A 12,052-nucleotide genomic window follows, 5' to 3' on the forward strand; every position below is an offset into this window, starting at 1 on the left:
GCCACCGTGGCACACCTGCGCGGTGCCCGCCTCAGCACCTGCGGAGGGTGGCGTGGCACCATCGAGGTCATGGCGATCAGCGTCGGGCCGACCCTGGTGATCCCCCGGGCCGAGCTCAGCGTGCGGTTCTCGCGCTCGTCCGGTCCGGGCGGTCAAGGCGTCAACACGACGGACTCCCGGGTGGAGCTGTCGTGGGACCTGGGGTCGTCAGCGGTCCTGACCGAGACGCAGCGCGCCAGGCTGCTCGAGCGCCTCCGGGGTCGACTCGTGGACGGCGTGCTGACCGTGACCGCATCCGAGCACCGTGGGCAGCGGCGTAACCGCGCCGCGGCGGAGAGCAGACTCGCCGCGCTCGTGGCGGACGGGATCCGCCCACCCGGGCCACAGCGCCGCCCGACCCGCCCGACCCGTGGCTCCCAGGAGCGCCGGCTGGCTGCCAAGCGTGCCCGCTCCGACCTCAAGCGCCGGCGCTCGTCGCGGCACGGCGACTGACTCGCGGCACCGCATGGTGCGGCCCGGTCAGTGCATGAGGGAACGGGGGAACGCCAGGGCGACTCCTGCGGACAGGACGCTGAGCGTGGCCACCACCCAGAACACCGGCATGACGTCGGCGTCCGTCACCAGGAAGCCGATGACCAGGACCAGCAGGGCGCCGACGCCGTTCGCCAAGCCCAGCGCGATGCCGGAGCCCATGGAGCGGTTCTCCGGGAAGATGTCCTGGCCGATCAGCACGCTCGGTGAGGCGGTCAGGAACAGCACAGGTCCGAGGACGGCCGCGGCGACCCAGACCACGGGGCCGTGCAGGTACACCACCGGGAAGATCAGAGCCGCCGTCGCCAGGGAGGACACCACGAGAACCGGCCTGCGGCCCAGCCGGTCGGCCAGGTGGCCGCCGAGCAGGTTCCCGGCCACGCCTGCGACCACGATGGTCGTGATCACCGATGCGCCTGTCACCAGGCCGGCGCCACGTACGTGCCACAGGATCGGGATGAAGGCCACCAGTGCCGCGGTCGTCAGGGCGCGGATGGACCGGTAGCCGAGCAGGAGCGTCAGCGGACGACGGTGCTCGCGCCACCGGAGGGCCGCGCCGGTGCGGCGGCGCGGCGCCAGGTCCGGAGCCCAACGGACGACGAGGGCGACGGTGGCGAGTCCGGGCACCGCCACGATCCAGAGATAGGTCAGGCCCAGGTGGGTTGCCACCAGGCTCGCTGCCGTGGGCCAGATCCCGCGCCCCAGCTCGCCGCCGACGAGGAACACCGAGGTCATCAGGCCACGCCTGTCCTGGAGGATGCTGCGTACCCCCGCCAGCGCCTGGGGGTGGAACAGCGCACTGCCCAGTCCGATCATGAGCAGCAGCACGACGAGCAGAGCGAGGTTCCGGGTGACCCCCAGGAGGCCTCCTCCGAGCGAGCTGAGCAGCAACCCGGCCGCGACCATGCGTCGCCCACCGACCCGGTCCGCCACCCAGCCGGTCAACGGCTGGAGCGCCTGGCCGATCGTCAGCGCCGCGATGAGCACACCGGCCATCTGCACGGGTTCGTCGACCGCGACGAGCACGGCGGGCAGGACACCCGGGAGGTAGTTGGCGGCGCCGTCGTTGAGCAGGTGTGCCCAGGACAGTGCGACCAGCCGCCGGACCGGGGTACGTGCGCCGGGCGCGCCTTTCGTCCCCGGTCGGGACGCCATGGTCGGTCCGGTCATCGTCGTGCTCTCCCGGTCGGGTCGTCGTTCGTGGTGGGGGCGCGGTGCCGCTCGGCGTGCCCGGCGTCGTCCGCCAGGACCGTCTCGAGGCGGGAGAGCAGGGCGAGGAGGTGGTCGAGGTCGTCGCGGCCGAGCCGTCGCGACAACCGGTGACGCCACGCGGCGGAGAGCTGCGCGATCCGGAGCGCCATGGCCTCGCCGGACGGCGTGGGCTCGACCCCGCGCCGCTGCCGGTGCGACGGGTCCGGGCCCGACCTGACCAGCCCGGCCCGCTCCAGGTGGTCGACCAGCCGCTTGGCGTTCATCGGATCGGTCCCGGTCCGTCGGGCGAGCTCGCGGACGCCCGAGCCGGGCTCCTCGACGACGGTGCGCAGGGTCGCCGCCTGGGGCGCGCTCAGGCCCAGCTCTAAGAGCTGCCGCTCCCACCCGTCGCGCAGCGCCCGGTGAGTGCGGCCCATCCGGAAGCCGAGCTCCGCGTCCAGCGGTGCCGGGCGGGGGTGCGGGCTACCGCCGTCGACCATCATCACCTCCTGCGTCGTGCGGCAAGAACTGTAGCCATGTCTACAGATCTGGCGCAGCCGGTGGCTGCCGCGCGGTCGGGAGCCCGTGTCAATCGGGACGGCGACGGTGCGGCGATCCGACGCCGGTGGCGGGGCGCGCGCCACGCCGCACGGGTGTTCCGGGCCTTGTCATCGGTCCGTCGGCGGCGTCGCTGCCCACCACTTGGGCGCGCCGTGCCTCGAATCTCACGCGATTCAGCCCTGCTGACCAGGAATTGTGCCGGTCCGGGCCACAACGTAGGACGAATGGGCCGCAGAGGGCCCGAGAGCGCGACCTACCCTGCCAGCAACGGGCACGAGGACCAGCAGGATGCCTCCGCCACGGCGACGTTGCCGCCGCCGAGACGGGTCAGCGCTGACCCTCTTCCCTGGACACCCGACCGCACACACCACGGGACAGGCAGATGACCTCACAGCAGCCCCAGTTCCCCGGCATCCCCAGCGTCATCAATGGCAACGGTGCCGTGGCCTACGTCATGCGCCATGTCTGCGGTGGCGTGATCGGATACCCCATCACCCCCTCCACCGAGATCTCCGAGCTCTTCGAAGCCGCTCGCGCAGAGGGCAACGTCAACGTCTGGGGCAAGCACCCGTTCTTCTTCGAGGCCGAGGGCGAGCACTCGGCGCAGAGCGGCGCGCTCGGCGCCGCCCTGACCGGCGGGCAGTACGTCTCCAACGCGTCGTCGAGCCAGGGCATCCTGTACGCGCTCGAGTCGCACTACGTCAGCGTCGGCAAGAAGATCGGCGGGTTCGTGCTGCAGTGCGCGGCGCGTGTGGTCTCCAAGCACTCCCTGAACGTCATGGCGGGGCACGACGACGTCTACGCACTGCTGCCCTCCGGCTACACGATCATGTTCGGCTCGAACCCGCAGGAGGCGGCCGACCTCGCCGCGATCTCCTACCGGACCGCCGCGCTGTCGCTCATCCCGGTGACCAACGCGATGGATGGCTTCGCGACGAGCCACATGATGAGCGAGATGCTGCTGCCCGAGCCGGAGCTGCTGCGCGACTACCTCGGCGACCCGACCAGCTACGTCCCGTGCCCGACCGTCGCCCAGGAGGTCCTGTTCGGCGCCCGCGGTCGCGTCGCGCAGCTGATCTCGTGGCTCGAGCGCCACCGCGAGGACGTCGTGGAGGCGGACGCCGCCGCGCTCCGGGCGCACCTGGAGGGCAACGTCGACGCCATCGAGGCCGACGGGGCCGGCGCTCTCGTCGAGCCCACCCTCGCGTGGTTGCCCGAAGAGCTGCACGGCGCCTGGTCGCGCCAGTGGCGCAACGCCGCGAGCAAGGGCACCCGCCAGCTGGTGCCGGCACTCGTCGACGTCGACAACCCCGGCCTCACCGGTCCGGTCCAGAACCAGCCCGACTTCCAGGCCGGTGCGGTCGACCACCGCACGCACTTCGCGTCCGAGGTCCCGAGGTTGGCGCGCCAGGCCATGGCCGAGTACTCCGAGCTCACCGGGCGCAGCTACTCGCCGGTGATGACCTACGACGTCGAGGACGCCGACTACGTCATCGTCGGTCTCGGCTCGATCACCGACGACGTGCGCGCGGTGCTCCCGTACCTGCGCGCCCAGGGCCACAAGGTCGGCGTGGTGTCGGTCAAGCTCCTCTCGCCGTTCCCCGAGGCCGAGCTGGTCGAGGCGCTGGCCGGCAAGAAGGCCGTCACGGTGCTCGAGCGCTCCGACAACACGGCGCTGACCTCGCTCGTCACCTCGGCGCTCTTCAAGGCCCGCCAGAACGCCGACGGCTCGTCGCACGAGCTGCCCGCGTTGTCCGCGCTGCCGCGGCTGACCACCGCGATCTTCGGCCTGGGTGGTCACGACGTGCAGCCGCGCCACATCATCGCGACGTTCCAGCACATGATCGACGGCAAGACCGCCCCGCTCGTCTACCTCGGCTCGCAGTTCTTCTCGGCCAACCCGGCCCCGGAGATGGCGGACATCGAGGCACGGCTGCGGGCCGCGTACCCGACCACCGAGCACATGGCTCTCGAGACCAAGCCGAACCCGCTCGGCCTGCTTCCCGAGTCGGCGATGCGCATCCGGTTCCACTCGGTCGGCGGGTACGGCACGATCGCGACCGGCAAGCTGCTCACCGACATCCTGTCCGGGGTGCTCGGCATGCACTCGAAGTCTGCCCCCAAGTACGGCTCGGAGAAGTCCGGTGCGCCGACGAACTACTACATCACCCTGAGCCCGGACCCCGTCCTGATCACCAATGCCGAGCTCGAGGACGTCGAGGTCGTGCTGGCGCCGGACCACAAGGCGTTCGTGCACACGAACCCGCTCAAGGGCCTCGGTGACGGTGGCACGATGATCATCCAGTCCGACCTCAGCCCGGCGGAGTTCTGGCGACAGCTGCCCAAGTACGCACGCACCGCGATCCGCGAGCGCAAGATCCGACTCATGATCATCGACGCCTTCGCCGTCGCGAAGGAGCATGCGCCCAAGCCCGAGCTCGAGACCCGCATGATGGGCATCGCCTTCATCGGTGCGGTGGCAGGGCACGTCGACCGGGTCGCCAAGGGCGCCACGCGCGAGGCGATCCTGGACAAGGTGCGCGCCCAGATCTCGAAGAAGTTCGGGTCCAAGGGCGAGGCCGTCGTCGAGGGCAACATGGCGGTGATCCGCGACGCGATCGACGCGGTGGTCCCGGTGGACTACGACGCGCCCGAGCTCGTGTCGATCGACGCCGAGGGCGGACCGGCACGCCTCATGCGGCCGATCACGGTGTCGCAGGAGATGTGCACGGCGAGCAACCCGACCGCGGCCGCGCTGTTCGACCCGGGGTACTACGAGAACATCGTCGCCCGGCCCTTCCGGGAGGGCACGATCGGTGAGGCACCCGTGCTGCCCGGCTCCGGCCTGTTCATGCCGGCCGGTTCCGCAGGGTCCAAGGACAAGGGCCTGTTCCGGCGGACGGTGCCGGCGTTCAACGCCGACCTGTGCACGGGCTGCCTGGAGTGCGCGCTCGTCTGCCCGGACGCCGCGATCCCCAACACGGTGCACGAGCTGCACACCCTGCTCCTGACCACCATCGACACGCTGGACCTGCCCGAGTCGCAGCGCGCCCTGCTGCGGGCGCAGGTGTACCCCCTCGCCGAGGGTGTGCGGGAGCGGTTCCGCGCCGAGAAGGAGACGCCGGCGTTCCACGACCTGGTGGCTCAGGTGGGCGCCGCCCTCGAGGTGGGCAGCGCGATGTTCTCGCGCAGCCTGTCCGCGTTGGTCGAGAAGCTCGCCACGTTCCCCGTGGCGCGCACCCGGCCGTACTTCGACGCGATGGAGAAGGAGACCCCCGGCTCGGGCGGGCTGTTCAGCGCGACGATCGATCCCTGGAAGTGCACCGGCTGCCTGGAGTGCACCGAGGTCTGCGGCCCCGGCGCGCTCACGCCGATCGACCAGACCGACGACGTCCTCACCACCCTGCAGGACCGGTTCGAGCTGCTCTCGCAGCTTCCGAACACGCCCCCGCGGTTCCACGACGGCGCCACGTCGGGCGAGGGTGACCTCAAGCGGCTGCTCCTGGACCACGACAACTACTACGCCACGACCGGCGGCCACGGCGCGTGCCGCGGCTGCGGCGAGGTCACCGCCATCCGCCTGGTGATGTCGATGAGCCACGCCCTCGGCGAGGAGCGCCGCGAGGCGCACGAGGCGGCCCTGGCGCAGATCCTGCGGGACCTGGAGGCCAAGCTGGCCACGCTCGAGGAGGCCGAGACCGAGCGCCGTGCGCGGATCGAGGGCCTGGTCGCCACTCTCGAGCGCCGCCTGTACCTGGTCGAGTCCGGCCCGACCGGTGAGGGCCCCGCCTCGACGATCGTCGCCAACTCGACCGGCTGCTCGAGCGTCTACGCCTCGACGATGCCCTACAACAACTACCTCGACCCGTGGGTGAACAGCCTGTTCCAGGACGCTCAGCCGTTGGCCAAGGGCATCTTCGAAGGAGTGGCCCACGAGCTGGTCGACGAGGTGCGCGCGATGCGCACCGCACGGCTGGAGCTGGACGACGCGTACGACCCGGCCCGGCACCTGCCGATCATGCAGCGACTGACCTGGGAGAGACTGACCAAGGACGAGCTCGCCCTGATGCCCACGATCATGACGATCGGTGGCGACGGCGCCAGCTACGACATCGGCTTCGGAGCCCTCAGCCGCGTGCTGGCCTCCGACACGCCGATCAAGGTGATGGTGCTGAACTCGGGTGCGTACTCCAACACGGGTGGCCAGACGTCCACCGCGTCGTTCACGGGTCAGGACTCCGACCTGTCCCGGTTCGGCGGGGCGCACGCCGGCAAGCACGAGTCCCGCAAGGAGCTCGGCCTGATCGCCTCGTTCCACCCGAACGTGTACGTCGCGTCGACGTCGACGGCTCTGCACGGACACTTCCTCAAGTGCTCGATGGACTACCTCAGCTACGCCGAGGGCCCCGCGGTGATGGACACCTACACACCGTGCGGCTCCGAGCACGGGATCGCCGAGGCCGCCTCGGCCGCCCGGGCGCGCCTCGCGGTGGAATCCCGCATGAGCCCGCTGTTCGTGCACGACCCGCGGCGCGGCAAGACGTTGTACGAGTGGTTCAGCCTGGAGGGCAACCCCGACCCGGAGAAGACGTGGACCACGACGACGCTGCAGTACGTCGACGAGGCCGGTCAGATCCAGCTCATGACCACGCCGCTCACCCCCGCGGAGTTCGCGCTCGGTGAGACGCGGTTCAAGAAGCAGTTCAGGCCCCTCAAGCCGGCGGACGAGGAGACCGCGGTGCCGATCGACGAGTATGTCGAGCTCGACCTCGGCGACAGGGAGGGCAGGACCCCGTTCATCTATGCGACGGACGACGACCAGCGCCTCATGAAGGTGCAGTGCTCGCACCAGGTCGTCGCCCTGGTGGAGGACCGCAAGCGGTACTGGCAGATCCTGCAGTACCTCTCCGGCCTGCACGAGGAGGAGCTCGGCGCGGTCTACGCCGACGACCTCGCGTCGATCACCGCGCGCTACGACGAGGCCATGACGCTGCGCGAGTCGTCGCTGGACGACATCGCGCGGGCCATGGCGGAGCTGGCCACCTCGAGCAAGGCGCCCGCGGGTCTGTCCGCACCGGTGCCGATGCGCAACGGGGCTGCGGGTGCGACGGCGCCGGCAGCGGCCCCGGCGGCCACCGCGGTGGCCGACCGCGCGGTCTGGCTGGACCCGGCCGATGTCGCGAAGTGCACCGACTGCGGCACCTGCTACCAGGAGCTGCCGATGCTCTTCGAGAAGACGACCCAGGTCATCGACGGCGAGGCGCGGACGGTGGCGCGGATGAAGGAAGGGGCCCTCGACAAGGTCGAGATCACCCCGGAGATCGCCGCACGCATCGAACGGGTCAAGGCCACGTGCGACTCGGAGATCATCAAGTGACTGCCACCCTGCCCCCCACGGGGCCCGCGACCGGAGCCCGCGAGGACCTTCAGCGGTACCTCGCAGCCCAGGGCTCGCTCGAGGCGAGCCGCAGCGAGCTGACCCAGCTCGAGCACTCCGAGGAGGTGGAGCAGTTCCACCAGCAGATGGAGCTGCTACGCCGCCGACTGCTCGCCGAGCCCACGGCGTTCCGGGAGATGTTCATCTCCGACGGCATGGCCGCGGTGGCCTGGGAGTTCTCCCAGCCTGAGCTGGGCAAGCAGTTCACGGAGACGCTGTGGGGCCTGCTGCGCCGCGGCGACGATGTGAGCGTGCTGTTCATGCGCTTCCTGTGGAACCTGCCGCTGGGCAAGAAGCGGATGTTCATCCGGGCGATCGATGCGCACCTGTCCGACCGGTACCCGATGTTCGACGGCCTGTCGAAGGGCTGGCCGGCGAGCATCAGCATCCCGCCGTACATCCGTACGCCGGAGGAACGGTCCCAGGACTTCGGCCTGGTGAACCAGGGTTATCTCGGCTACATGAACATCGGCTTCTCCCGCGAGGACGTGGACCTGTTCATCTGGCTCGAGGCGATGCGCGACAAGCAGTGTGCGGAGAAGCCGTGCGAGCTGGGCATCTTCCTGGCCAACCACAAGGAGCCGGTGGGCGGCTGCCCGGTCAAGATCCATATCCCCGACATGCTCGAGCTGATCGGGGAAGGGCGGTTCCGCGACGCCCTCGAGCTGATCGAGGGCGCGAACCCGCTGCCCGACGTCACCGGCCGGGTGTGCCCGCAGGAGCTCCAGTGCCAGGGCAACTGCCTGCACAAGGAGAGCCCGATCCAGATCGGCCAGGTCGAGTGGTTCCTGCCCGAGCGGGAGAAGCTGATCAACCCCGACAGCCTCGTGGCGAAGTTCGCCGGGCGCCCGTCACCGTGGGATGTCGCGGACAAGCCACCGGTGGCGATCGTGGGCTCCGGGCCTTCGGGCTTGATCAACGCCTATCTGCTGGCTGCGGAGGGCTTCCCGGTGACCGTCTTCGAGGCGTTCCACGCCCTGGGTGGTGTGCTGCGCTACGGCATCCCGGAGTTCCGGCTGCCGAACGAGCTGATCGACGACGTGGTCAACAAGATCACGCTGCTCGGTGGCAAGTTCGTGCCGAACTTCGTGGTGGGCAAGACCGCGACGCTGCAGGACCTCAAGGACGCCGGGTTCTGGAAGATCTTCGTCGGCTCGGGAGCCGGCCTGCCGCGCTTCATGAACGTGCCGGGTGAGCACCTGCTCAACGTGATGTCCGCCAACGAGTTCCTCACCCGCGTGAATCTCATGCAGGGTCTTCGGGAGGACTACGAGACGCCCCTGCCGGAGACCGCCGGAAGGCAGGTGCTGGTCATCGGTGGCGGCAACACGGCGATGGATGCGGCGCGCACGGCGCGTCGCCTGGGTGGCAACGTCACGATCGTGTACCGCCGCACGCAGTCCGAGATGCCTGCGCGTGTCGAGGAGCTGCACCACGCGCTCGAGGAGGGCATCGCCCTTCAGGTGCTGCGTTCACCCTCGGAGTTCCTCGGCGACGCAGAGACCGGCTTCGTCTCGGCGGCCACGCTCGACGTCATGGAGCTCGGCGAGCCGGACGACTCCGGCCGGCGGCGCCCCAAGGCGACCGGTGCCACGGAGACGGTGAAGGCGGACCTGGTGATCATGGCGCTGGGGAACGCCGCCAACCCGATCATCAAGGACTCCGAGCCGCGCCTGCACACCTCCAAGTGGGGCACGATCGACCTCGACCACGACGGCTCGCAGGAGACCACGCTCGGTGGCGTGTACACCGGTGGCGATGCCGCCCGCGGCGGTTCGACCGCGATCCGCGCGGCCGGGGACGGCCAGGCGGCGGCACGCGAGATCGTCGGTGCCATCGACGTGCCGGGCGACGCCGTGTCCGCGATGGTCGCGTCGGCGCACGAGTACACCGAGAAGGCCGCGACCGCCCAGAAGATCGTGAGCACTGCCGAGCTGAGCGACGGCATCCACGAGTTCGTCGTGCACTCCCCGGTCATCGCGGAGTCCGCGAAGGCGGGTCAGTTCGTGCGCGTCCTGCCTCGGCCGGACGGCGAGCTCATCCCGCTGACGCTGGCGGACTGGGACGCCGAGGCCGGCACGATCTGCCTCGTGGTCCAGGGTGTCGGCACCTCATCGCTGGAGATCAACCAGATGGAGGTGGGCGAGGCGTTCGCCGGGATCGCGGGCCCGCTGGGCCGGCCGAGCGACGTCCACGAGTACCCGACGGGGTCGACCGTGGTCTTCACGGCCGGTGGCCTGGGCCTCCCGCCCGTGTTCCCGATCATGCGCGAGCACCTGCGCGTGGGGAACCACGTGACGTTGATCGCCGGCTTCCGCAGTGGCGACCTGATGTTCTGGGTGGGCGACGACGAGAGGGTCGGCCGTCTCAAGGCCGAGTACGGCGACCAGCTCGAGATCGTGTACGCGACGAACGACGGCTCGGTGGGCTACCACGGCTTCGTGACCGGACCGCTGGAGGAGATGCTCGAGGCGAACAAGCGGGGAGAGGGGCGCACGATCGCCGAGGTCGTGACCATCGGCCCCCCGCTGATGATGCGCGCGGTCAGCGACCTGACCAAGCCCTACGGCGTTCCGTGCGTGGCGAGCCTCAACTCGATCATGGTGGACGCCACGGGCATGTGCGGAGCCTGCATGGTGCCGGTGGTGGTCGATGGGAAGCTGGTGCGCAAGCACGCGTGCATCGACGGTCCGGAGATCGACTCCCACCTCATCGACTGGGACAAGTTCCTGCCGCGGTTCCGGCTGTTCAAGACCCAGGAGCAGCGCAGCCGCGTGGCGCACGGGCTCGCCTGACCCACGACGAAGGGTCGCCTCGCGCGGGGCGACCCTTCGTCGTCCAGTGGCGCGCGGCGTCCCGCCTGACCACGATGGGGCGCGGAGGTCGCCCATGCCGCAGATCGAGCTCAGCACCGCACGCGGGTCCCTGCCGGCCCTCCTCGCGCGCCCCTCGGGCGACGGGCCGTGGCCGGGCGTCGTGCTCCTGCACGACGCCTTCGGCATGACCACCCAGCTCCGCCGGCACGCCGAGTGGCTCGCGGCGGCGGGCTACCGGGTCCTGGCACCGGACCTGATGTCGTGGGCGGGCCGGACACGCTGCCTGTGGTCCTTGTTCGGGTCGATGCGGAGCCGGCGCGGTCGTGTCTTCGAGGAGATCGAGGCGGCGCGCTCGTGGTTGGCCGGGCACCCCGACGGCACCGGGCAGGTGGGTGTCATCGGGTTCTGCATGGGTGGGGGCTTCGCCCTCCTCGTCGTGCCAGGAGGCGCCTTCGACGTCGCCAGCGTGAACTACGGCGTCGGGGTCGGCACGCCGGATCCGTACGGGACGGACTTCCTGGCGGGCGCGTGCCCCGTGGTCGGTAGCTACGGAGGTGCGGATCGGTCCCTGCGCGGTGCCGCCGGACGTCTGGCGGGGTCGCTCGGGGAGCTCGGAGTCGCGCACGACGTCAAGGAGTACCCGGACGCGGGCCACTCGTTCATGGACGCGCACGTGCCCTCCGAGGTACCCGGCCTGGTGCGCCTGGCCACGCGGGCGATGGGTCCCGGGTATGTCCCGGACGCGGCCGATGACGCACGCGCGCGGATCGTGGGGTTCTTTGCCGAGCACCTGCGGGGGCCGGAACGGTCCTGGCCCTGAGCCTCAACGCCGACGAGGGCGTGGGATCCGGCGGTCTCGGCCGGCCTGGCGCGGCACCTCCGGATCGGTGGTGAGTGCCTCGAGCAACGCGTCGAGATCCGGGCCTCCCGGGCCACGGCGCGGCAGCGCCAGGAGGTCGCGGTAGGCGGAACCGGCCAGTTCCCACCGCGGATCGACGTGCCGGTGCGCGGACCGCGGACGGGCGTGGCGGCGGCCCGCCTCGGCCAACGCGTGGACGTATGCCAGGAGCGCTGCGCGCCGTTCCTCGCCGGACGGCGGGGCCTCGGGGACGTGGACGTCGTGGTCGGCGACCAGCATCACGAGGGCGGAGTGCTCGCCGAAGGCCGACGAGTCGACCCGAGCCCGGACGCGGGCGGCGTCGGCCCGCGACCCGACCAGCCTGAGGAGGAGCTCCTCGCGCGCTACGTCGCGGTCCATCCGCGTGTCCCCTCCGTCCGGGCCGGGGTGGTGCCCGGGAGCCTGCCACCCACCGGGTCGGGCGGCGGGCAGTCCCAGTGTCCCGCGCCGTCGCCGCCCCGTCCGGTCTGGGCAGCGGGTGAATCCGTGCCGACGAGGCCGACGGCACCCGTTCGGCCCACCTCGCGGCCGACGGCCGTTCGGCTCGACTCGGGACGAGGTGCGGAATGCGGTGGCTCGGGAGATGGTTGTGCATACCCCAGGGGGTATACACGACCG

Annotated in this window: 7 protein-coding genes; 4 read left to right on the top strand and 3 right to left on the bottom strand. The window is 70.8% G+C overall.

What is annotated here, in order from left to right; translation table 11 throughout:
• Positions 1-69: 69 nt before the first annotated feature.
• Positions 70-492, top strand: a complete 423-nt coding sequence (gene arfB, locus Q6348_RS10940) for an alternative ribosome rescue aminoacyl-tRNA hydrolase ArfB (RefSeq protein WP_304601322.1) — start codon at positions 70-72, stop codon at positions 490-492.
• Between the two features lie 27 nt (positions 493-519).
• Here arfB and Q6348_RS10945 read toward each other — a convergent pair whose 3' ends face one another.
• Together Q6348_RS10945 and Q6348_RS10950 are read right to left on the bottom strand one after the other, a co-directional pair.
• The gene (locus tag Q6348_RS10945) at positions 520-1,701 is read right to left on the bottom strand and encodes an MFS transporter (protein ID WP_304601323.1); all 1,182 of its coding nucleotides are present in this window, start codon (positions 1,699-1,701) and stop codon (positions 520-522) included.
• On the bottom strand, positions 1,698-2,222 hold the full coding sequence (locus Q6348_RS10950) for a MarR family winged helix-turn-helix transcriptional regulator (RefSeq protein ID WP_304601324.1): 525 nt from the start codon (positions 2,220-2,222) through the stop codon (positions 1,698-1,700). The genes Q6348_RS10945 and Q6348_RS10950 overlap by 4 nt, the downstream gene beginning before the upstream one ends.
• A 443-nt stretch (positions 2,223-2,665) precedes the next feature.
• Here Q6348_RS10950 and Q6348_RS10955 point away from each other — a divergent pair, with 443 nt between their 5' ends.
• The 3 genes from Q6348_RS10955 to Q6348_RS10965 all read left to right on the top strand — a co-directional run bounded on the left by Q6348_RS10955 (position 2,666) and on the right by Q6348_RS10965 (position 11,356).
• Positions 2,666-7,660 (top strand): 2-oxoacid:acceptor oxidoreductase family protein, encoded by a 4,995-nt coding sequence (locus tag Q6348_RS10955; RefSeq protein ID WP_304601325.1) that lies wholly within the window; start codon positions 2,666-2,668, stop codon positions 7,658-7,660.
• A complete protein-coding gene (locus Q6348_RS10960) occupies positions 7,657-10,515 on the top strand; it encodes a sulfide/dihydroorotate dehydrogenase-like FAD/NAD-binding protein (protein ID WP_304601326.1) in 2,859 nt (952 codons plus the stop codon). Before Q6348_RS10955 ends, Q6348_RS10960 begins: the two co-directional genes overlap by 4 nt.
• Before the next feature lie 94 nt (positions 10,516-10,609).
• Positions 10,610-11,356, top strand: coding sequence for a dienelactone hydrolase family protein (locus Q6348_RS10965; RefSeq protein ID WP_304601327.1), 747 nt, complete (start codon positions 10,610-10,612; stop codon positions 11,354-11,356).
• 3 nt (positions 11,357-11,359) lie between these two features.
• On the opposite strand, the gene Q6348_RS10970 is transcribed toward Q6348_RS10965, so the two are convergent.
• Complete coding sequence (locus Q6348_RS10970; RefSeq protein WP_304601328.1) at positions 11,360-11,794, bottom strand: hypothetical protein; 435 nt, start codon at positions 11,792-11,794, stop codon at positions 11,360-11,362.
• Positions 11,795-12,052: the final 258 nt, after the last annotated feature.

Source organism: Actinotalea lenta (genome assembly GCF_030586465.1).
Lineage (GTDB): Bacteria > Actinomycetota > Actinomycetes > Actinomycetales > Cellulomonadaceae > Actinotalea > Actinotalea lenta.

Bases quoted from the DNA above. Each gene is read 5' to 3' on its own strand.
- arfB (WP_304601322.1), top strand. From the start codon at position 70: ATGGCGATCAGCGTCGGGCCGACCCTGGTGATCCCCCGGGCCGAGCTC.
- Q6348_RS10955 (WP_304601325.1), top strand. From the start codon at position 2,666: ATGACCTCACAGCAGCCCCAGTTCCCCGGCATCCCCAGCGTCATCAAT.
- Q6348_RS10965 (WP_304601327.1), top strand. From the start codon at position 10,610: ATGCCGCAGATCGAGCTCAGCACCGCACGCGGGTCCCTGCCGGCCCTC.
- Q6348_RS10945 (WP_304601323.1), bottom strand. From the start codon at position 1,701: ATGACCGGACCGACCATGGCGTCCCGACCGGGGACGAAAGGCGCGCCC.
- Q6348_RS10950 (WP_304601324.1), bottom strand. From the start codon at position 2,222: ATGGTCGACGGCGGTAGCCCGCACCCCCGCCCGGCACCGCTGGACGCG.
- Q6348_RS10970 (WP_304601328.1), bottom strand. From the start codon at position 11,794: ATGGACCGCGACGTAGCGCGCGAGGAGCTCCTCCTCAGGCTGGTCGGG.